Source organism: Corynebacterium stercoris (genome assembly GCF_024160105.1).
Classification (GTDB): domain Bacteria; phylum Actinomycetota; class Actinomycetes; order Mycobacteriales; family Mycobacteriaceae; genus Corynebacterium; species Corynebacterium stercoris.
Map to the genome: position 1 here is coordinate 48,135 of NZ_JAMFTQ010000003.1, position 21,326 is coordinate 69,460.

At 67.1% G+C, this 21,326-nt stretch carries 22 protein-coding genes; 2 read left to right on the forward strand and 20 right to left on the reverse strand.

Going from position 1 to position 21,326, the window contains the following annotated elements:
* Window positions 1-21 precede the first annotated feature (21 nt).
* The 4 genes from M5J20_RS03715 to M5J20_RS03730 form a co-directional block, all read right to left on the reverse strand.
* Window positions 22-1,179, reverse strand: coding sequence for a cysteine desulfurase family protein (locus M5J20_RS03715; protein WP_253576460.1), 1,158 nt, complete (start codon window positions 1,177-1,179; stop codon window positions 22-24).
* A gap of 4 nt (window positions 1,180-1,183) precedes the next feature.
* Window positions 1,184-2,353, reverse strand: a complete 1,170-nt coding sequence (locus M5J20_RS03720) for a THUMP-like domain-containing protein (protein ID WP_253576462.1) — start codon at window positions 2,351-2,353, stop codon at window positions 1,184-1,186.
* A complete protein-coding gene (locus M5J20_RS03725; protein WP_253576464.1) occupies window positions 2,350-3,219 on the reverse strand; it encodes an NUDIX hydrolase in 870 nt (289 codons plus the stop codon). The genes M5J20_RS03720 and M5J20_RS03725 overlap by 4 nt, the downstream gene beginning before the upstream one ends.
* A gap of 85 nt (window positions 3,220-3,304) precedes the next feature.
* Complete coding sequence (locus tag M5J20_RS03730) at window positions 3,305-4,141, reverse strand: ABC transporter ATP-binding protein (protein WP_253576466.1); 837 nt, start codon at window positions 4,139-4,141, stop codon at window positions 3,305-3,307.
* A 122-nt stretch (window positions 4,142-4,263) separates the two neighbouring features.
* Between M5J20_RS03730 and M5J20_RS03735 the strand changes: the two genes are divergently transcribed.
* A complete protein-coding gene (locus M5J20_RS03735) occupies window positions 4,264-6,291 on the forward strand; it encodes a maltotransferase domain-containing protein (RefSeq protein ID WP_253576937.1) in 2,028 nt (675 codons plus the stop codon).
* Window positions 6,292-6,354: 63 nt separating this feature from the next.
* A complete protein-coding gene (glgB, locus tag M5J20_RS03740; protein ID WP_253576468.1) occupies window positions 6,355-8,568 on the forward strand; it encodes a 1,4-alpha-glucan branching protein GlgB in 2,214 nt (737 codons plus the stop codon).
* A 27-nt stretch (window positions 8,569-8,595) separates the two neighbouring features.
* Here glgB and M5J20_RS03745 read toward each other — a convergent pair whose 3' ends face one another.
* From M5J20_RS03745 to M5J20_RS03820, 16 genes are all read right to left on the reverse strand, one after another.
* Window positions 8,596-9,489: a tetratricopeptide repeat protein gene (locus tag M5J20_RS03745; RefSeq protein WP_253576469.1), complete on the reverse strand. Its 894-nt coding sequence runs from the start codon at window positions 9,487-9,489 to the stop codon at window positions 8,596-8,598.
* 2 nt (window positions 9,490-9,491) lie between these two features.
* Window positions 9,492-9,803, reverse strand: a complete 312-nt coding sequence (locus M5J20_RS03750; protein WP_253576471.1) for a thiamine-binding protein — start codon at window positions 9,801-9,803, stop codon at window positions 9,492-9,494.
* Between the two features lie 10 nt (window positions 9,804-9,813).
* Window positions 9,814-10,101 carry an Rv1322 family protein gene (locus M5J20_RS03755; protein WP_253576473.1) on the reverse strand — a complete coding sequence of 96 codons (288 nt, stop codon included), beginning with the start codon at window positions 10,099-10,101 and terminating at the stop codon, window positions 9,814-9,816.
* 14 nt (window positions 10,102-10,115) lie between these two features.
* Window positions 10,116-10,808 carry an endonuclease NucS gene (gene nucS / locus M5J20_RS03760; RefSeq protein WP_253576475.1) on the reverse strand — a complete coding sequence of 231 codons (693 nt, stop codon included), beginning with the start codon at window positions 10,806-10,808 and terminating at the stop codon, window positions 10,116-10,118.
* 18 nt (window positions 10,809-10,826) lie between these two features.
* Window positions 10,827-11,300, reverse strand: coding sequence for a DUF2550 domain-containing protein (locus M5J20_RS03765; RefSeq protein WP_253576477.1), 474 nt, complete (start codon window positions 11,298-11,300; stop codon window positions 10,827-10,829).
* A gap of 151 nt (window positions 11,301-11,451) precedes the next feature.
* Complete coding sequence (locus tag M5J20_RS03770) at window positions 11,452-11,820, reverse strand: F0F1 ATP synthase subunit epsilon (RefSeq protein ID WP_253576479.1); 369 nt, start codon at window positions 11,818-11,820, stop codon at window positions 11,452-11,454.
* 9 nt (window positions 11,821-11,829) lie between these two features.
* Window positions 11,830-13,359 carry a F0F1 ATP synthase subunit beta gene (gene atpD / locus M5J20_RS03775; RefSeq protein ID WP_253576481.1) on the reverse strand — a complete coding sequence of 510 codons (1,530 nt, stop codon included), beginning with the start codon at window positions 13,357-13,359 and terminating at the stop codon, window positions 11,830-11,832.
* A 3-nt stretch (window positions 13,360-13,362) separates the two neighbouring features.
* Window positions 13,363-14,337 (reverse strand): F0F1 ATP synthase subunit gamma, encoded by a 975-nt coding sequence (locus M5J20_RS03780; RefSeq protein WP_253576483.1) that lies wholly within the window; start codon window positions 14,335-14,337, stop codon window positions 13,363-13,365.
* A 61-nt stretch (window positions 14,338-14,398) separates the two neighbouring features.
* On the reverse strand, window positions 14,399-16,063 hold the full coding sequence (atpA, locus tag M5J20_RS03785) for a F0F1 ATP synthase subunit alpha (RefSeq protein ID WP_253576485.1): 1,665 nt from the start codon (window positions 16,061-16,063) through the stop codon (window positions 14,399-14,401).
* 6 nt (window positions 16,064-16,069) lie between these two features.
* Window positions 16,070-16,906, reverse strand: coding sequence for a F0F1 ATP synthase subunit delta (locus M5J20_RS03790; protein ID WP_253576487.1), 837 nt, complete (start codon window positions 16,904-16,906; stop codon window positions 16,070-16,072).
* Window positions 16,907-16,911: 5 nt separating this feature from the next.
* A complete protein-coding gene (locus M5J20_RS03795; protein ID WP_253576489.1) occupies window positions 16,912-17,484 on the reverse strand; it encodes a F0F1 ATP synthase subunit B in 573 nt (190 codons plus the stop codon).
* A gap of 53 nt (window positions 17,485-17,537) precedes the next feature.
* Complete coding sequence (locus tag M5J20_RS03800) at window positions 17,538-17,792, reverse strand: ATP synthase F0 subunit C (RefSeq protein WP_253576496.1); 255 nt, start codon at window positions 17,790-17,792, stop codon at window positions 17,538-17,540.
* Window positions 17,793-17,920: 128 nt separating this feature from the next.
* Window positions 17,921-18,715: a F0F1 ATP synthase subunit A gene (atpB, locus tag M5J20_RS03805; RefSeq protein WP_253576498.1), complete on the reverse strand. Its 795-nt coding sequence runs from the start codon at window positions 18,713-18,715 to the stop codon at window positions 17,921-17,923.
* Between the two features lie 342 nt (window positions 18,716-19,057).
* Entirely contained in the window at window positions 19,058-19,501 is a 444-nt protein-coding gene (locus M5J20_RS03810) for a Cg1360 family ATP-synthase-associated protein (RefSeq protein WP_253576500.1), read from the reverse strand.
* Window positions 19,502-19,512: 11 nt separating this feature from the next.
* Window positions 19,513-20,655 (reverse strand): glycosyltransferase family 4 protein, encoded by a 1,143-nt coding sequence (locus tag M5J20_RS03815; protein ID WP_253576502.1) that lies wholly within the window; start codon window positions 20,653-20,655, stop codon window positions 19,513-19,515.
* Complete coding sequence (locus tag M5J20_RS03820; protein WP_253576504.1) at window positions 20,656-21,315, reverse strand: L-threonylcarbamoyladenylate synthase; 660 nt, start codon at window positions 21,313-21,315, stop codon at window positions 20,656-20,658.
* Window positions 21,316-21,326: the final 11 nt, after the last annotated feature.

Consider the following 21,326-nt stretch of genomic DNA (forward strand, 5'->3'; position numbering starts at 1 on the left):
GAGTCGCATGTGCCACACGTCTCACAACCGCCCCACCGCGCGCGCCTTCTCCACCACGTCCCCGATCTCGGTAGCGGCGCGCGCCACATCCTCTTCCGTCGTCGTGCGGCCGAGCGTGAGCCGGAGCGCGCCCATGCCCTCCTCGTCGGGAATGCCCATCGCCTCGAGCACCGGGCTCAGGCGCACCACGCCCGCGGCGCACGCCGAACCCGCCGACGCCGCAATGCCCAGCCCGTCGAGCAGCATGATCATGGCGTCCGCGTTCGCACCCGGGAACATGAAGTGCGCGTGCCCCGCCAGCGCGGGCTCCGACGTGGTGAGCACCGCACCCGGCACCGCCGAGCGCACCCGCGCGACCAGCTGATCCCGCAGCTCCCGCACGCGCGCCTGCTCCGCCTCCATCTCCCCGACCGCCTCGGCCAGCGCCGCCGCCGTCGCCGCCGCGGCGGCCACGTCCACCGTGCCCGAGCGCAGCCCGCGCTCCTGCCCGCCGCCGAGCACCAAGGGCACCGGCACCGGCGAGCGGCGCGCCAGCAGGATGCCGCAACCGCGGGGGCCGCCGAACTTGTGGGCGCTTGCTGCGAGCGTCGTCAAGCCTAGGCCCTTGAAGTCCACCGGGACTTTGCCCACGGCCTGCACCGCGTCGACGTGCAGCGGCGTGCCCGCGGCGGCGGCGCGCTCGGCGGCCTCGGCGACCGGCTGGATCGCGCCCGTCTCGTTGTTCGCCCACATCAGCGCCGCCACGGCCGCCGGCTGATCCAGCGCGGCGAGGTCGGCGACGTGCCCGTCGCGCCCCGCCTCGAGCCACGCGACCTCTGCGCCCTCGGCCTCGAGCGCCCGCACTGGCTCCAGCACCGCGGGGTGCTCGATGGTGCTGGCCACCACGCGCTGCGGGGCGCCCTCGCGCACCGATGCCGCGTAAAGACCGCGCACCGCAATATTGTCCGCCTCGGTGCCGGAACCGGTGAAGATCACCTCGACCGGATCGGCGCCGAGCAGCGCCGCGACCTGCTCGCGCGCCTCCTGCAGCACCGCGTTGGCGGCGCGGCCGGCGGCGTACTGGCTGCCGGGGTTCACAGCGTGCGCGTGCTCCACCCAGGCATCGATGGCGCACTGGCGCATCGGGGTCGTGGCGGCGTGGTCGAGGTAGACGGAGTCGTGCGAGGCAGAGGCATGCATGCCCCTACCCTAGCGCCGCCGGCACGTGCTCCCGCGGACCGCAGATGTGCGCGACGGCCGCATCGCCGATGCGCGCCACCACCACGGCCATCGGTCGGCCCTTGCCGGTGCCCTTGAGCTTCAGCTTGGCGCGCAGCTTGTCAGGGTCCACGTCCACGCCGCGCACCAGGATCTCGACGCTGCCCGCGCCGTACCCGGCAAGCGCCGACTTCAGCCGCTTCAGCGGCACCGCCTCGAGGAACGGGAAACCGCTGTAACCCGCGGGCACCGCATCGCCGCTGAGAAACGCGATGTGCTCGTCGAGCATCCACAAGCCGTGGCGCGCGGCCCAGTGGCGCACCAGCCCGGCGCGCACGATCGCCCCGTCGGGTTCCACGATGTAGGGGCCGGGGTCGGCGACGGGGGCGGTGTCATCGTCCGTCGATACGCAATGCTCCGCGACGCCGTCCGAGCGCAGCACCACGGCTTCGCGCCCGCGGCCGGCGATGCCCGGGGTGTAGAGGCAGGCTTCCCTCACCCCGCCGTCGAGCGAGACGACGCTGACCAGCCCGTCCCACTCCGAGTAGTCGATGCCCGGCGCGCACTTGACCGCCATCTCGCGGCCGGCGTGGGCGTCGAGCAGCGCGGGCAGCGGCGGCATGAGCTTGGCGGGGTCGGTGATGCGGCGGCCGTCGGCGCGGCGCGCGGGGTCGGCGACTATCACCTGCGCGTTCGAAACGGGCGCGAGGGCATCGGCACAGGCCAGCCACGCATCCCGCCCGAGGTTGTGGCGGGCCATGGCGAGGCGGGAGCGGTCCAGGTCGGAGCCGAGCCAGCCCACGCCCGCACTGCTAAACGACGGCGCTTCCGTGCCCACCGAGCACGTCACATCGTGCACCACGTCGAACCCGGCCGCCGCGATGCGTTGGGCGCGGATGTCGGCGACGGGGCGCGGGGTGGCCTGCTGGGCGGCGTCGTAATCCGTGAGCCAGTCGGCCGGGAACTTGCCCGCGCCCGCACGGCGCGCCGCAATAAGCACCGAAACGGCGCGCGCGTATTCGGCTCCGAATTCCCGTTCCAGCACCGCACGGTCGGCGAACACGGACTTTTTGGTCAGCGAGATCTCGGGTGCGACCTCCCCGATGCGTGCGGCGTGCGCGGCGAGGAAGGCGACCTCTTCAACGGTGAAGCTCACAGGTGCCGCCCGATCCGGTCTTTCGGGGCGCGGTGGAAGTATTCCTCCATGCGCTCATCATCCACCGGGTCGCCGACGATCGGGGTGATGGTGCGGTCGCGCGCCGCCTTGAGCGCGTCTGCGACGGTGTCGTGGGCGGCGAGTTCCACCAGCTGCATCCATGTGGAGGGGGCGAAGCGCACGAGGCCGTGGCGCCAGCCCTCGATGAGCAGGCCCGGCGGGAACCAGTTCGCGTCGTCGGCCTCGCCGGTGTTGCCGTCCGGTTCCTGGCCCTCCGGGTGAGCGGCGAGGAAGCTGAAAGTGTCGAACCAGGTGCCGCGCTCGGATTTGCCGACCCACCGCCCGTACGGCAGCAGCAGATCGCCGCTGACTACGAGGTCGTTGTGCTGCAGCACGTCGGTCAGCGACAACGAGTGCGACTCCAGCGCGAGGCGGTGCTCGTGGTAGATGCTCGCGTCGTCGAGCAGGTTACCGTAGTGGTCGACCACCAGGAAGATGCCGGTCTCCTCGAACAGCTCGCGCACCGCCGCGAACATCACCGCGTGGGCCTTGTACTTGGTCAGCCCGAGCTGGCGGGCAAGGGCGACGCCGCTGCGGCCGGTCCACAGCTCGCCGTCGTCCCAGGAGCGGCCCGGAAAGTCGCGCGTGTCCACCCCGCCGCCGGGGAAGACGGTGATGCCCGGGTAGTTCGGCATAGAAAGAACCCGCTCCTGCATCCACACCTCAGGCCCGTCTGGGGCATCGCGCATGAGGATCACGGTTGCCGACAGGCGCGCGCCGCCGAGGCCGCGGGTCTCGGTGACGTCGATAGCGTCGCCCGCGTCGGCGGAGACGGCGCCGGTTGTGGCGCGCTGGTTCGACTGCACTATCGCGATCACCTCCTCATGCGGCGTGGGTCGGCGGGCAGGTACCGCGGCCGGCGGGGACCAGCGGGCCCGTTCCCGGGGAAAGCTACTTCCGGTGCGCCCCGGAGCGCTTGGTGCGGGCGCGGCGGGCGAAGAAGCGGCCGTCGTCGTACGTCACCTCTATCGGCTGGTGGTACGCCTTGGTCACGTTCTCCGAGGTCAGCACGTCCTCGATGAGACCTTGCGCCACCACGGAGCCCTCATCCAGGAGCATCGCGTGGGTGAAGCCGTAGGGAATTTCCTCGAGGTGGTGCGTGATCATCACAATCGCCGGGGCATCCGGGTCGAGCGCCAGCTCGCCCAGGTAGGCGATGAGGTCCTCGCGCCCGCCCAGATCCATGCCCGCGGCCGGCTCGTCGAGGATCAAAAGCTCCGGGTTCGTCATCACGGCGCGGGCGACGAGGACGCGCTTCTTCTCGCCGTCGGAAAGCGTGCCCCACGTGCGGTCCACCAGGTGCATCGCGCCGACCTGCTCGAGCACCTCGACGGCCTGCTCGTAATCGGCCTCGTCGTACTCCTCGCGCCAGCGGCCCACAATGGCGTAGCCGGCGGAGACGACGAGGTCCCCCACTTTTTCGTCGTCAGGCACGCGCCCCGCCAGCGCTGAGGACGTCAAGCCGATGGAGGCGCGCAGGTCGCGCATGTCCGTGCGGCCGACGCGCTCCCCGAGCACGAACGCAACGCCTTGCGACGGAAACTCCTGCGCCGCCGCCATGCGAATCAGCGTGGTCTTGCCGGCGCCGTTCGGGCCGATGACCACCCAGCGCTCATCCAGCTCCACCTGCCAGTCGACCGGTCCGACCAGGGTGTTGCCGCCGCGGATGAAGGAGACCCCCTGGAAATCGATCAGCAGGTCCGGGTCCGTAGTCGTTTCCTTGCTCACCCCTCCCATTGTGGACTATTTGCCCGCCCTTGTGGTGAAGCTGAAGTTTCGGCGGGTCTGAAGTGGCGCGCTTGGCTACGCTGGGTGTGAACATCACCACCAAACCCCGCAAAGAGGTACCCATGGTTGCACGCTTCGGCATTGATGATGTCCGCCCCCAGGTTTCGGGGCGCACCCTGCCTTCCAAGGCGGTGGTCGGCGAGGTGATCCCCGTCTCCGCCCTGGTGTGGCGCGAAGGCCACGACGCGATCGGCGCGACGCTGCTTTTGACCTCGCCCAGCGGCGAGCAGTACTCGGTGCACATGCAGCAGGAGGTCTACCGCCCCGATTACGTGCACGCCGTGTTCGTGCCGGATGAGCAGGGCCTGTGGCGCTTCCGCGTCGACGCCTGGAGCGATGTCATGGCCACCTGGCGCAACGCGGTGAGCAAGAAGCTGCTTGCCGGGCAGAGCGCCGAGGAGCTGGCCAACGACATCCACCACGGCATCGACCTCTTCGCCGCGGCCGCCGCGCAGACCCCCGCCGGCGCGCGCGAGGTGCTCGAATCCGCGCGCACCACGCTTGCCGACGACACCCTGCCCCTGCGCACCCGCATCGAAGCCGGCCTCGCCGACGAGGTGCTCGAGGTGCTCGACGCCTACCCGCTGCGCGAGCTGGTGACGCACGGCCCGATTTGCGATGTCTTGGTCGAACGTCGGAAAGCACTCGTGAGCTCCTGGTACGAGCTGTTCCCGCGCTCCACCGGCGGGTGGGACGAGAACGGCGAGCCGGTGCACGGCACCTGGGCCACCACCGCCGCGGCGCTCGACCGTGTCGCCGCGATGGGCTTCGACACCGTCTACTTCCCGCCGATCCACCCCATCGGCGAGGTGAACCGCAAGGGCCGCAACAACACCCTGACCCCGGAGGAGCACGACGTGGGCTCCCCGTGGGCGATCGGCTCCAAGGACGGCGGCCACGACGCGTTCCACCCGGCGCTCGGCGGCGAGGCGGAGTTCCTGGACATGCTCGACCACGCCGACGAGCTGGGCCTCGAGGTCGCCCTCGACCTGGCCCTGCAGGCCGCGCCGGACCACCCGTGGGCCGCGGCGCACCCGGACTTCTTCACCGTGCTCGCCGACGGCACCATCGCCTACGCCGAGAACCCGCCGAAGAAGTACCAGGACATCTACCCCATCAATTTCGATAACGCGCGCGAGACGATCTACGAGGAGATCTACCGCGTCGTCATGTACTGGGTGGACCTGGGCATCACCACCTTCCGCGTGGACAACCCGCACACCAAGCCGCTGGATTTCTGGCACTGGCTGATTGCCAAGGTGCACGAGACCGACCCGGACGTGATCTTCCTCGCCGAGGCGTTCACCCGCCCGCCGCGCATGTACGGCCTGTCCAAGGCCGGATTCAGCCAGTCCTACACCCACTTCACCTGGAAGACCACGAAGGCGGAGCTGACCGACTTCGCCCAGCTGCTCGTGGACGTCGCCGACGTCAGCCGCCCGAACCTTTTCGTGAACACCCCGGACATCCTCCACGAGTCCCTGCAGAAGGGCGGCCCGGCCGCGTTCGCGCTGCGCGCCACCCTCGCCGCGACCATGAGCCCGCTGTGGGGCGTGTACTCCGGCTACGAGCTCTACGAGCACGAGCCCGTCACCCAGGGTTCCGAAGAGTACCTCGATTCCGAGAAGTACCAGCTGCGCCCGCGCGACTTTGCCGCGGCGCTGGAGCGCGGCGAGTCGCTCGAGCCCTACATCACCCTGCTCAACCGCATCCGCCGCGAAAACCCGGCGCTGCAGCAGCTGCGCAACATCCGCTTCCACGACATCTCCAACGAGAAGCTCATCGCCTACTCCAAGGTGGACGCGGTGACCGGCAACGCCGTGCTCGTGGTGATCAACCTGGATCCCTACTCCACCCAGGAGGGCATGCTGCGCCTCGACGTCTCCGAGGTGGGCCTCAACCCGGGCGAGCCCTTCGAGGTGCACGACCAGATCACGGGCGAGCGCTACACCTGGTCCTCCGGCGAGAACTACATCCGCCTCGCACCGCAGGTCAACGTGGCGCACGTGTTCAAGCTGCCTGATGTGGCAAGCGAGCGTCGGGAAGCACTTGCTTTCCGACGCATCTCCGACCACGACTACCGGCCGTAGCCCGCAACCGCCCCCGGTACCCTAGTAGCAAAACGCGAACCTTGAAGTAAGGACTGTCCCCCTATGACCTCGCCCGCCCCGCACGAGATCGATCCCACCCTGCTGATCCCTGAGCAGGACCGCCAGCGGCTGACCGAGTGCAAGCACCACGCGCCGCACGATTTCTACGGCTGGCACGCCGCCGCCTCCGGCTCCGTGGTGCGCACCCGCCTCCTCGGCGCCGAGGCGGTCACGCTGGTGCTCGAGGATATCGAGGTGCCCATGCAGCCAATCGGCGACGACATTTGGGTGGCCGGCCTCGACTCCGAGCGCGCCCCCGACTACCGCCTCAAGGTGACGTACCCGGGCGCGGAGCCGCAGGTCGTGGCCGATCCGTACCACTTCCTGCCGACGCTGAGCTCATTCGACCTGCACCTGATCAGCGAGGGCCGCCACGAGCGCCTCTGGGATGTGCTCGGCGCCAACGAACGCACCTACACCACGGCGATGGGCGAAGTATCCGGCACCGCGTTCGCCGTGTGGGCGCCGAACGCGCAGGGCGTGGCCGTGGTGGGCGACTTCTGCGAGTGGAACGCCAACCAGTACCCGATGCGCTCCCTCGGCTCGACCGGCGTGTGGGAGATCTTCATCCCCGGCATCGGCGCGGGCACCGCCTATAAGTTCGCGGTGCAGACGTCGGACGGCGTGCGCGTGGACAAGGCCGACCCGCTGGCCAAGCAGACCATGGCCCCGCCGGAGACGGTCTCCGTGGTGGCCTCCAGCACCGAGTACCAGTGGAACGACGGGGACTGGATGCGCAACCGCGTCGGCGTCGACGCCACCAACGCGCCGATGAGCATCTACGAGTGCCACATCGGCTCCTGGAAGCAGGGCGCGAACTTCACCACCATGCGCGAGGAGCTCGTGCCTTACCTGGTGGAGAATGGCTTCACGCACGTGGAGTTCCTCCCCGTGGCGGAGCACCCCTTCGGCGGCTCCTGGGGCTACCAGGTCACCGGCTACTACGCGCCGACCGCGCGCTGGGGCACCCCGGACGAGTTCCGCGCGCTCGTGGACGCATGCCACGAGCACGGCATCGGCGTGATCGTCGACTGGGTGCCGGCCCACTTCCCCAAGGATGCCTGGGCACTCGCGCGTTTCGACGGCACCGCCCTCTACGAGCACCCCGACTGGCGCCGCGGCGAGCAGAAGGACTGGGGCACCTACGTGTTCAATTTCGGCCGCGCGGAGGTCCGCAACTTCCTCGTGGCCAACGCGCTGTACTGGTTCGAGGAGTTCCACCTCGACGGCCTGCGCGTGGACGCGGTGGCCTCCATGCTCTACCTCGACTACTCCCGCGAGCCGGGCGAGTGGCTGCCCAACCAGTACGGCGGCCGCGAGCACTGGGAGGCCGTGCAGTTCCTCCAGGAGATGAACGCCACCGTGCAGCGCGCCCACCCGGGCGTGCTCACCATCGCCGAGGAATCCACCGCGTGGCCGGGCGTGACCGCGCAGACCGAGGCGGACGGCCTGGGCTTCAACCTGAAGTGGAACATGGGCTGGATGAACGACACCCTCGAGTACTTCTCCCTCGACCCGATCTACCGCTCCTTCCACCACAACGAGATCACGTTCTCCCTGGTCTACGCCTTCTCGGAGCGTTTTGTGCTGCCGTTCAGCCACGACGAGGTCGTGCACGGCAAGGGCTCGCTCTGGGAGCGCATGCCTGGCGACGACTGGAACAAAGCCGCAGGCCTTCGCACCCTCTATGGCTACATGTTCTCCCACCCGGGCAAGCAGCTCATGTTCATGGGCTGCGAGTGGGGCCAGACCACCGAGTGGGACGAGGCGCACTCCATCAACTGGGACAACGTCGGCGACAGCTGGGGCCACGAGTACCACCGCGGCATCCAGCGCCTGGTCCGCGACCTCAACTTTGTCTACCGCGACAATTCCGCCCTGTTCTCCCAGGACAACTCCCCCATGGGCTTCCAGTGGCTCAAGGGCGACGACGGGGAGAACAACCTCCTCGCCTACACCCGCTGGGGCGCGGACGGGCAGCCGCTGGTGGCTGTGGTGAACCTTTCCGGCAACACGCAGCAGTCCTACCGCCTCGGCTTCCCCCAGGGTGGCGAGTGGCAGCTTTTGATCAACACCGACCAAGCCATCTACGGCGGCGCGGGCAACGAGATCCCCGAGCGCATCCACACCGAGGAGACCGGCTGGGACGGCTTCGAGCAGTCCGCGGCGCTGACCATCCCGGCGCTCAGCGTGCAGTGGTACACGCCGGTGCGGTAGTACGCGCGAAGAGTTAGACGCGAAGAGTTAGAACAGCGCGCTCGCGAGCCGGGTGCGCGCCGCCTTCACTCGCGCGTCCCCCGGCTCGAAGAGCGTGAACAGCTCCAGCAGGCGCTCCTTCGCGGCCGGCTCCGCCTTCACCAGCGCGAGCAACCGGTCGAAGGCGCGCTCCGGGGCACCCGCAAGCACCTCCGCATCCGCCGCCGCGAACTGCTTCCCGACGTCCGCAGGATCCGCCTCAGCATCCGCAATCGGATCCGACGTCCGGTTCGCCGGGTCGAAGCGCTCAATGACCGCCACGGTGGCCTTCGCCTGCTTCACGTTCGCCTTCAGGTCAGGAGTGACGTTCGGGTCGGCCAAGATGTCGTCGTACATCGCGCGTGCCCCGGCGAAGTCCCCGGCGTTGAGTGCAGCGGTGGCGGCGTCGAGGCGCGGATCCTCGGCGGGCGCCTCCTCCCCCGGCTCCCCGCCGAGGCCTTGGAGCTGCGGGCCGAGCTGCGCGACCAGGTTGCCCACCCACGCCTCGAGCTGGTCCGCGGGCTGCGCGCCCTCGAAGCTGGTCACCGGACGGCCGCCGGCGAGCGCTACCACCGTCGGCACCGCTCGCACGCCGATCGCACCCGCGAGCTGCGGGGACGCATCGGTATCCACGTAGGCGACCATGAAGCCCCGCTGCCCCGCCGCGAGCCGCTCCAGGTCGGCCTTGAGCGCCTCCGAATCCGCCGAGCGCGCGCTGCCGAACATGAGCACCACCGGCACCTGCGCAGAGCGCTCGAAGGCCTGGGTCTCGATGGTCTTTTCGTCGACAGTCACGAACGGCTCGAACCCGCCCTGCTCCAACTCGCGGCGCGACTCCGCCTGGCGCGCGACCTCCCCGAGGTCCACCGCACCGCCCGTGAACGCCTGGTTGAACTCTGTCATTCTTAACCCTCCTCGTGGTCGAAGTGCTTCTCCAGCGACGCCATCTTCTGGTGGAGCATGTCCGTGTAGCCCTCGCGGATGTCGGCCTTGATCACCAGCGACACCCGCGGCGAGACCTCCGCGACTGCCTCGGTGGCACGCTTGATCACGTCCATGACCTCGTCCCACTCGCCCTCGACGGTGGTGAACATCGCGGTCGTCTCATTCGGCAGGCCGGACTCGCGCACCACCCGCACCGCGCGGGCGACGGCCGCCGACATCTCGGCGTTCGCGCCCTCGGTCACCGTCGGCGCGACGGAGAAAGCAGCAATCATGCGCCCCAGCCTACCGCCGGTCCCAGCAGTGCCGGTGCCAGTGCCGACGATCGTCCACACCCCCGCCGACATCCCGCGGCCACGCCACGACGTGCGCCACACCCGGCGGGATGTTCTGGTTGCAGCCCGGGCACACGTAGAACTTCGTCGCCGCAGCCGAGCCGATCTGGCGCACCTTGTAGATCTCCCCGTGCGTCCAGCTCGGCCCCTCCATCTCCTGGGTGCCGATGAACGTCGAGCCGTCGCGCGGCAGCACGTACGCCGGGGTCACGTTCATCCGCCGGTTCTTCCGCCCCATCTCTCCAGCGCCCCCTAGAACAGCCGCAGCTCGTCGGACTCGATGCCGCGCAGCTCGTCGTAGTTCAGTGTGACGCATCGGAAACCCCTGTCCGCGGCCAAGGTGCGCGCCTGCGGCTTGATTTCCTGCGCCGCGAACACGCCGGTGACGGGGCGCAGCAGCTCGTCGCGGTTCAGCAACTCCACGTAGCGCGAGAGCTGTTCCACTCCGTCAATGCCGCCGCGGCGCTTCACCTCCACAGCTACAGTGCCGCCGGCGGCGTCGCGCGCCAAAAGGTCCACCGGCCCGATCGCCGTCGGGTACTCGCGGCGCACCAGCGTGAAGCCGTCTCCGAGCACCCCGATATGATCCGCCAATAGCTTCTGCAGGTGCGCCTCAACACCGTCCTTGACCAGGCCGGGATCGACGCCGAGCTCAAACGTGTCGTCGGCAAGCACCTCAGCGATGCTGATGCGCAGCTGCTCCCCCTTCGGGTTCTCCACGATCCACAGCTGCTCGCCCGTGTCCTCCCCGTCCAGGTCCACCACGGCCTCCTGACGGAGGGTGCACGGCGGGGTCATCCAGTTCAGCGGCTTGTAGGCGCGGTCGTCCGCGTGAATGGACACGGAGCCGTCCGCCTTGATCAGGATGAGGCGCAGCGCCTCCGGCAGGTGGGCATCCAGCCTGCCGACGTAATCCACAGAGCAACGGGCGATGACAAGGCGCATGGCAGTACACCCTACCCCCTAGCGCTGCAGGCGCCTCCCCCGGTTCGCCCGCTCCTCGAGCGCGTTCATGTCTTCTCGCTGCGTGCGGCTGTCCGGCGCCGACTCGATCCAGGAGATCAGCGCCATCTCCACCGGCTGCGCGCCCGCGAACTCGAAATCCCCGTCCGGACCGGTGAGCTGCAGCACCGACTCGATGTCCGGCATGATCTCGCGCTCCGCCTCGGTCACCTCGCGCATACCGTTGAAGGTGACGTAGCGGCGGTCAATCGCCCTGTCGTAGTTGAAAGACAGCGAACGCAACTTGTAAAAGCGCGCCTCCTCGCCCACGTAGCGCACCACCCCGTGGCGCCACCCGTGCACCCCCTCCGCGGGCAGGCTGCGTACGAGCCCTTGGGCGCCGGCGTTGCGGAACATCATGAAGCGCCAGAGGACCGCAATACCGCCGAGCGCGCAAAACAGTACAAGCAGGTAGCCGACAATCTCCATCTGCATGCCCTCCGGTCAACGCGTTTCGCACAATCTTAGCGCTTCGCCGGAGCAAAATGCGTGCCGACGAACGTCGAAACGCGAACCGCCCCCGACCCCCGGCGTGAACCGGGAGCGGGGGCGGAAGCGGAACAAAGATGAGGTTGTCGAGTGGGCCTTACCTCGACGCGCGGCGCACTGCGGCGAGCTCAGCTTCGGAGCGCGCCTTGGCGGTGGCGTCGTCGGTGTTCAGCCCGCTCTCCGCCGCGGCGGAGTCGACCTCGTTGGCGAAGACCGCGTAATCCGCGAGGATCGTGACGCGGTCGCCCTGCACTGCGAGGAACCCGCCCTGGACGGCGGCGACGATGCGGTCGCCGTCAACCGGACGGATGGTCACCACGCCGTTGTCCCTGAGCTGGCCAAGGAGCGGCTCGTGACCGGGCAGGATGCCGATCTCACCTTCGGTGGTCTGGGCGGTGACGATGCTCGCCTGACCGGACCAGAGCATGCGGTCGACCGAGACCAGTTGAGCGGTAAGTTCAGCCATGGTGAATCCCTACGCTTCCTGCAGCTTCTTGTATGCAGCCTCGACATCGTCGAGACCGCCGAGGTTGTTGAACGCCTGCTCCGGGTAGGCGTCGAACTCGCCGGAGGCCAGCTTGTCGAAGGCCTCGATGGTCTCCTCGAGCGGCACGTAGGAACCCTCGTCGCCGGTGAACTTCTTCGCGACGAAGAAGTTCTGGCCGAGGAAGCGCTGGATCTTACGCGCGCGCATGACGGTGATCTTGTCCTCTTCGGACAGCTCGTCCATACCGAGGATGGCGATGATGTCCTGCAGCTCCTTGTTCTTCTGCAGGATGGCGATGACCTTCTGCGCAACCTCGTAGTGGCGCTCGCCCACGATGCCCGGCTCCAGGATGCGGGAAGTCGAGGTCAGCGGGTCCACAGCCGGGTAAATACCCTTCGAGGCGATGGAACGCGAAAGCTCGGTGGTCGCATCCAGGTGGGCGAAGGTGGTTGCCGGTGCCGGGTCGGTGTAGTCGTCGGCCGGCACGTACACGGCCTGCAGAGAGGTAATGGAGCGGCCCTTGGTGGAGGTAATGCGCTCCTGCAGCACACCCATCTCGTCTGCCAGCGTCGGCTGGTAACCCACGGCCGAAGGCATGCGGCCCAAAAGGGTCGACACCTCGGAACCGGCCTGGGTGAAACGGAAGATGTTGTCGATGAACAGCAGCACGTCCTGGTTCTGCACATCGCGGAAGTACTCCGCCATGGTCAGGCCGGACAGCGCCACGCGCATACGGACTCCTGGCGGCTCATCCATCTGGCCGAAGACAAGCGCGGTATCCGGGAGCACGCCCATGTCCTCCATCTCGAGGAACAGGTCGGTGCCCTCACGGGTGCGCTCGCCGACGCCGGCGAACACGGAGGTACCGGAGAACTCGCGGGCAATACGCGTAATCATCTCCTGGATGAGCACGGTCTTGCCCACACCTGCACCACCGAACAGGCCGATCTTGCCGCCCTTCACGTACGGGGTGAGCAGGTCGATGACCTTGATACCGGTCTCGAGGATCTCGGTCTTACCCTCGAGGTCCTTGAAGGCCGGCGGCTCGCGGTGGATGCCCCAGCGCTCCCCGTCCTGGCCTACCGACGGATCGTCCAGGCACTGGCCGAGCGCGTTGAACACGTGGCCCTTGACCTGGTCGCCGACCGGCACGGAGATCGGGTTACCGGAGTCCGTCACCTGAGCGCCGCGGACGAGGCCGTCGGTCGGCGCCATGGCGATGGTGCGCACGAGGTTGTCACCCAGGAACTGGGCCACCTCGAGGATGATGTCGCGGGACATTTCGCCGAGGTCGATGTGGACCTCGAGCGCGTTGTAGAGCGCAGGCAGCTCGCCGCGCGGGAATTCCACGTCGACGACAGCACCGATGACGCGGACTACACGGCCGTTCTCAGAACCGCGCGGGTTCTGCGTGTTCTCCACGCGGGCTTCGGTGCGTGCCTCGCCGACCTCAGCCTGAGTCGTGGCCTCGCCCGCCGCCTCATCGTTGCGCTCAGCAAAATTGTGAGCAGTAGTCATGATTTAGTCACTTTCTTCGCTACCGGACAGCGCGCCGGCGCCGCCGATAATCTCGGTGATTTCCTGGGTGATCTTTGCCTGACGGGCTTGGTTAGCCTCACGAGACAGGTTGTTTGCCAATTCGGTCGCGTTGTCGGTCGCGTTCTTCATGGCCGTACGTCGGGACGCGGACTCCGATGCGGAGGACTCCAAGAAGATGGAGTACAGCGATCGGGACACGTACACCGGGAGCAGCTCCTCCATGAGGGTGTCCGGGTCCGGCTCGAAGGCCATGTCCGGCTCAACGCCCTCCTTGGAGGAGAGCATGTGCTCCTCTTCGTACTTGTACTCCTCGAGCACCGGCTCGATCGGCAGCAGCTGGTGCACGCGAGCCTCCTGCGACAGCATGGAGACGAACTCGGTGTACACCACGTGCACCTGGTCGAAGCCGCGCACCTCTTGGCCCTCGGGTGCGGTGACACCCTCGCGCCACTTGACGGTGCCCTCGGAGCCTGCCATGAAGCCGTCGATCATGTGGCGGCGAACGTCGTGCGTCGCCTCCCAGTCGGGCTTCTGGGACCAGCCGGTCCAGGAGCCTGCGATGTCCATGTCGCGGAACCGGTAGTGGGTGACACCCTTGTTACCGGTCACGTAACGCACAACCTCATACCCTGCGTCGTTCAGCATGCGCTCAAGCTGCGCAGCCTTCTTCAGCACGTTGTGGTTGTAGCCGCCGGCCATGCCGCGGTCGGAGGTGACCACGAGGATCGCCGCGACTCGACCGTTCTCACGCTCGTGGAGCATGGGGTGGTCGAGGGAGCTCGCGGCCGCGAGGCGTTCCATGACGTCCTTCAGCTCGTCGGCGTACGGCTTGGCCGCCGCCACGCGCTGCTGGGCCTTGGTGATCTGCGACGTCGCGATCAGTTCCTGGGCCTTAGTGATTTTCTTCGTGGAGTTGACCGACCTAATTCGGTCGCGCAATTCGCGAAGTGTTGCCATGGTTTACTTCCTCCCTTCCTTTATGTTGGGTTCCTTCATCTGGTCAGTGAACTGCACAGATTTAGGAGCGGGCGACTTTGAGCTGGTTCTTGGACACCTGGCCTGCGTCCAGAGCCTTAGCCTCCGGCTCGCGCACGATGCGCTCGCCGGAAGTTGCCTGGAAGGAGCGGGCGAAGTCCTCGTTCACGCGCAGGATCGCGGCCTGGGACTGCTCGTCGAGCGCCTTGCCGCCGGCGATCTGCTCGTACACCTCCGGAGCCGTAGCGCGGATCTGCTCCTGCAGCTCGCGCTCGTAACGACGGACGTCCTCGACGGGAACGGGATCGAAGACGCCCTGGTTGGCGGCCCAGATCGAGACGATCTGGAACTCAACTGGCTGCGGGGAGTTCTCGGGCTGCTTGAGCAGCTCGACCAGGCGCTGGCCGCGCTCGAGCTGCTTCTTGGAAGCGGCATCGAGGTCGGACGCGAAGGCCGCGAAGGACTCGAGGTCGCGGTATGCGGCGAGGTCCAGACGCAGGTTACCGGCGACCTTCTTCATGCCCTTGGTCTGCGCGGCGCCACCGACACGGGAGACGGAGATACCGACGTCGATAGCCGGGCGCACACCCTGGTTGAACAGGTCGGACTGGAGGAAGACCTGGCCGTCGGTAATCGAGATGACGTTCGTCGGGATGAAGGCACCCACGTCGTTCGCCTTGGTCTCGATGATCGGCAGCGCGGTCAGGGAGCCGGCGCCGAGCTCGTCGTTGAGCTTGGCAGCGCGCTCCAGGAGGCGGGAGTGCAGGTAGAACACGTCACCCGGGTAAGCCTCGCGGCCCGGCGGGCGGCGCAGCAGCAGGGAGATGGCGCGGTAGGCCTCGGCCTGCTTGGTCAGGTCATCGTAGATCACCAGCACGTGCTTGCCCTGGTACATCCAGTGCTGGCCAAGGGCTGCACCGGTGAACGGAGCGAGCCACTTGAAGCCGGCGGAGTCGGATGCCGGCGCGGCAACGATGGTGGTGTACTCGAGTGCGCCCGCCTCCTCGAGGGTCTGGCGCACGCCGGCGATGGTGGAGCCCTTCTGGCCCACGGCGACGTAGATGCAGCGCACCTGCTTCGACGGGTCACCGGTCTCCCAGAATGCCTTCTGGTTGAGGATGGTGTCGATGCAGACGGCGGTCTTGCCGGTCTTGCGGTCGCCAATGATGAGCTGACGCTGGCCGCGGCCGATCGGGGTCATGGCGTCGATAGCCTTGAGACCGGTCTGCATCGGCTCCTCGACCGGCTGGCGGTCGAGCACGCCTGCTGCCTGGAGTTCCAGGGCACGCTCTTCGTTGGACTCGATCGGGCCGAGGCCGTCGATCGGCTGACCCAGGGGGTTGATGACGCGGCCGAGGAAGTTCTCGCCGACCGGTACGGACAGGACCTCGCCGGTCCTCTTGACTTTGTCGCCCTCGTGGAGGGACTCGAAGTTACCCAGGACCACAACGCCGATCTTGTCGGTGTCGAGGTTCTGCGCGACGCCGATGACGCCGTTCGGGAACTCGAGCAGCTCGTTCGTCATGCAACCTGGCAGCCCGGAAACCTGGGCAATACCATCTGCAGCCGAAGTCACCACGCCGACCTCCTCACGGGAGGCCTCCGCGGAGTAGCTCGAGGTGTAGTTCGCTATCGCGCTACGGATCTCATCGGAGGAGATCGTCAGCTCCGCCATGTTCTTCCTGCTCTCGGTAGATTCTTCCAGCATGTGTTCTTAGTTAAAGGTCGTGCTTGCGGCGAGGTCGGTGCGCAGACGCGTGAGCTTGCCACGCGTGGAACCGTCGATCTCCTCGTCGCCTACCCGGACGATCATCCCGCCGAGGAGGCTGGGGTCAACCTCGGCATGGATGGCCATCTCGCGACCGTAAATGTTCTCAAGCTTCTGTGCGAGGGCCTCGCGCTGAGAAGGAGAAAGCTCCTCCGCTGCGACGACGCGTGCCACAGCCTTGCCCCTCAGCTCCGCAACCTGCTCGGCGAGCGCCGCCAGGTCGTCCACCGGGTTGTGCTCCGGGCGGCCGATCACCTGCAGCGCGAGCGCCTCGGTGAACATGCTCACCTTGCCGTAGATGACGCTGGCCAACAGGCCGCGCTTCTGGGCAGCGGTGGCGGTGCGGTCGGACAGGTGCTGGGTGAGCTCCTTCTCGGATTCCAGCAGCACGGAGAGCTGGTACAGCTCGTCCTCCACCTGCTCCAGCTGGCCCTGCTCCTGGGCGCCGCGCATCAGCGCGTGGCGACCGAGGTTGACCAGGCCGGTGCGGAACTCTCGCGGCGTGGACCATTCCTGCGCCGCTGCGGTGGTGATGATGTGCTTCGTGGGCTCGGCGACCTTCGCGCCGAAGACATCCCCAATGATGCCTTCGCGCTGGGAGGCTTCAAGGGAGGGGTCTGCAACAGCGACACGCAGCGAGCGCTCGGCGTCGAGCTGGTCCACGATGAGGAACAGTTCGGTGCCCACCTGCGCGGCAACGGCGACGGCGTTGTCGGAGTGCTGGATCAGCTGATCGAGCTGATCTGCGACGGTCGTCTGTGCTTCGCGACTAGCTGCCTTCATTTCGCCTACTTCCTCGTCGACACGTTGTCGAGCTCAGACAGGAAGTCGTCGATCGTGGTGGAGCGGCGGGTGGAGTCCGAAAGCTCGGTGCCCAGCAGGCGCTCAGCCAGGTTGATCGAGTTCTGGCCCATCTCGTTGCGCAGCTCGGAAACAACCTGCTCGCGGGATGCGAGCAGCTGCTTCTCGCCGGCCTCGACGATGCGACGGGACTCTTCCTCAGCACGGGCGCGGGACTCGGCCTCGATCTCCTTGCCGCGCGCACGCGCAGCCTCGCGGATCTCGGCCGCCTCGGCGCGTGCCTCGGCGAGTTCGGCGTTGTTCTTCTCCAGGGCAGCCTTTGCTTCCTTCTGGGCGACCTCAGCACGCTCAATGCCGCCCTTGATCCGGTCTTCGCGCTCCGCCAGCACTTCCTGGAACTTCGGAAGGACGTACTTCCAGAAGAGCAGGAAAACGATGATGAAGACGACAAGCGACCAGACCACGTCGTACGCGGCCGGCAGGAGGATCGACGGGGTCGTCTCCAGCGGCAGCGTCTCGTGGCCGTCTTGGGCCACGATAAATGCGTTGACGTTAGTCATTGGGTGCTCCTGATCTAAAAAGTGTTACGGGGTTAGAAAAACGCGCGTGTTTTTTAGAACAGGAAGCCGGCAACGAGGCCGATGAGGGCGAGCGCCTCGACGAAGGCGATACCCAGGAACATGGTGGTGCGGAGCTGACCGGCCATCTCCGGCTGGCGAGCCATGCCCTCGACGGTCTTGCCGACGAGCATGCCGATGCCGATGCCCGGGCCGATGGTGGCGAGGCCGTAGCCGATGGTGCCAAGACCGTTGTAGGTGTTCACGGTGTTCACGGTGTCAGCTGCCTGAGCAAGGATGATGTCGTTCATGTGAAAGTCGTTCCCTTTCTTGGTGCGCAGCGGCTGGGAGGTTTCAAGCTCCCGAGTGTCTAGAAACGCCGCGGCGCGAGTGACAGTGTGTGGGGGTTATTCAGTTTGGCCGGTAGGTAAGCGCTTTGTTAGTGCGCATCTGCGTGCAGCGACAGCTCGATGTACACCGCCGTGAGGAGGGCGAAGATGTACGCCTGCAGGAAGATGATGATCAGCTCGTACAGGGTGAACAGAATCGCGGCGATCAGGGTCAGGCCGCTCACCGCCGTCCATGCGTTCAGCTGCCAGAAGAAGAAGTTCGTGGCGGAGTACAGCAGGACGAGGATGATGTGGCCGGCCAGGAAGTTCGCCATGAGACGAAGCGCCAGGGTGACCGGTCGCAGAATGAAGGTCGAGAAAATCTCGATGGGCACCACCAGGAGGTGGAGTGCCGGGGGAAGCCCCGGAATCACAGTCGAGTGCTTGAAGTAGGCCAGGCCGTAACGCTGTACGCCCGCGTAGATCATCGCCACATAAGCCACACCCGCCAGCACGATCGGCATGCCGATGCGCGAGTTAGGCGAGATGTTGAGGCCCGGGATGATCGTGGCCGCATTCATGAACAGGATTGTGAAGAAGATGGTGGCGATCACCGGAAGGAATCGCTTACCGTCCTTCTTGCCCAGCGTGTCTTCAGCGATGTGGACGCGGACAAAGTCCACGCCCATCTCGGCGAAGTTTTGCAGGCCCTTAGGAACCAGCTGCGGCTTCCTAAAGGCGATAACAAAGAGGAGCACCAGGATGGCCGCCACGAACAGGCGGACAAGCATGATGCGATCCAGCGCAAACCAACCATTGGCGAAGTCCTCACCAATGAACTGGCCGTACGTGTGCCCCGGGAAAAATTCTGGACCAAGCTGGGGTGCGTGGAAAGTACCCTTCATGGCCAAAGTCGTAACGCTCAGCGTTCTCTCCCGTTCTCGGGCCGCATCCGAAGGGAATGCGGTGCGATGGACGTCTTCACGAAGACTGTCTCCGCGGCGGACTCCGTCGCACATCTGCTACCGCGGGACAGGGGATGTTTCTTTCGGCGGCGCTGCCCGGTATGTCGGGCATCCCCTTCCTCAAGTAAACCCAGCGGATAGCCTAACAGGTGGATAACGATTTTCGCGCCTCAGGGGGGCTTGCCGCGCGCCCCAGCTCACCCCCAAATCAGACATGGTCCTGTGTGTGCTGGTACAGGAACTATCCACGTTCCTGTTATCTCAGTCACAGGTACGACTTTGCTAGCCGACGTACGCGGTTCGCGACGTAATGACACCCCACGTTTCGGCTGCGAGAGCAACCACCAAAGCTGCGATCGTCGTCACGCCGAAGGCGGTCCCGTCGTAAAAGTCGAAGCCCTTGAGCCACAGGAGGAGCAGCACGAGGACCACCATCTTCACCAGCCATCCGCCGAGCACGACGGCCATGGTGGCGGTCGGCGAGGAGTTGGAGGTGGCGAGGACGGTCAGCGCCGTCGCCAGCACGAAACCGCCGCCGATGCCCACACCCATGAGCACGCCGTAGATGCCGGGAAGGTCACGCGTCGCGCCCCAGGCCATGAGCGAGATGATGGTGAGGGCCACGAGCGCCCACCCGCCGAACTTCAGCGCGCGCTGCAGCGGGCGCCGGTGGTCTTCGAACTCGGCGGTGTCGCGCACGGTCAGGTCAGGCTGCTCAGCGGTCATGGCAGTTCACCCTACCCTTCCCTGGGGCCGATCTTGCCCTTGGCGAGGGGCACAAGCGTTGCGACGAAAGCAATCACCAGCGCGATCACCGTAAATCCGGCCGCGTAGCGGGTGGGCACCACGGAGAAGCTCACCGCCCCGAGGGCGACGGCAGAAACCCACATGTAGAGCACCAGCACCGTGCGGCGGTGCGTGTGGCCGAGCGCCAACAGGCGGTGGTGGAAGTGGCCGGCGTCGGCCTCCCACGGCCGCTGGCCCCGGGCGAGGCGTCGCACGACGGCCCAGACCAGGTCGAGCACCGGCAGCGCGATGGCGGCGAGCACCACAATGACGGGGCTCATGAGCGCCACGATGTCCGCGACACCGTACAGCGACATGTTGATCTTGCCGGAAGCAGACACGCTCGCCGCGGAGAGCATGAGCCCGATGAGCATCGCGCCGGAATCCCCCATGAAGATGCGCGCCGGCTCGAAGTTGTGCGGCAGGAAGCCGGCGCAAATGCCGACGAGCGTCGCACAGATGATGGCGGGCGGGTACGCGGACACCGCCCCGCCCTGGTCGTGCAACACCGTGAGCGAGAACAGCAGGATGGCCGCGCCCGCGATCATGCCCAGGCCAGCGGCGAGGCCGTCAATGCCGTCGACGAAGTTCACGGCGTTGATGAGCATCACCGTGAACAGCGCAGACAAGGCCACTCCCTGGACTTGGTCCAAAATCAGCGTCGTGCCCCCGCCGAAGGGCAGGTAGAACACGGTGAACGCAATGCCCAGAAACGCCATGAGCAGCGCGGCGAAGCATTGCCCGGCGAGCTTCGCCAGCGCGCCGAGCTCGTAGAGGTCGTCGATCACGCCGACGATCACGATGGCGAAGGTGCCCGCCACCACCGCCGTCATCTCCGGTGTCACGGGCGCGAAGCCGCGGGTCAGGGCCGGCAGCTGCTGGGCGAGGAAGACGGCGCAGAGCATGCCCGTAAACATGGCCACGCCGCCGACGGAGGGTGTCGGCTGGGTGTGCACGTCGCGCTGCCGGATCTCGGCGACGCGGCCGGTGCGCACCAGCACCGAGCGCACCAGGCCGGTAGCCAGGTAGGTGATCGCGGCAGCGACGAGCAGCACGAGGCCCAGCTCGCGCAGTGGGACGCCGGCCGAACCCATCTACTTCCTCCGCAGCTGCTCGGGCTCGAGGCCCAAGACTTCACCGATGCGCTCGGTGGGGATCGCCCCCTCGCGCAAGATCACGGGCTCGCTGCGGGAGATGTCGATGATGGTGGACGGCTCCCCCACTTCCGCCGGGCCGCCGTCGAGGTACACACCCACGGCGTCGCCGAACTGCTGCTTCGCCTCCGAGGCGGTGAGCGCCGGCGCGTTGCCGGAGATGTTCGCGGAGCTCACGGCCAGCGGGCCGGTCTCCTGCAGCAGCTCCAGCGCCAACGGCTGGTTGGGCATGCGCAGCAGCACGGTGCCGCGGGTGTCGCCCAGGTTCCACGGCAGGCTCGGCGCCTCCGGAACGATGATGGACAGCCCGCCGGGCCAAAATGCCTCGACCAGCGTCTTCGCGGTCTCGGTAAATTCGCGCACGAGGCCCTGGATGGTGATCCAGGATCCGACCAGCACGGGTACCGGCATGTCCGGCCCGCGCCGCTTCGTGGCCAGGAGCTGCGCCACGGCGGCGTTGTTGAAAGCGTCGGCGCCGATGCCGTAGACGGTGTCGGTGGGCAGCACGACGCACTGTCCCGCGCGCACCGCGTCCGTCGCGGCGCGCAGGCCGTCCTCGCGGCCCTCGGGCGACAGGCAGTTGTAGATCGTGCTCGCCATAGCAATCCTCC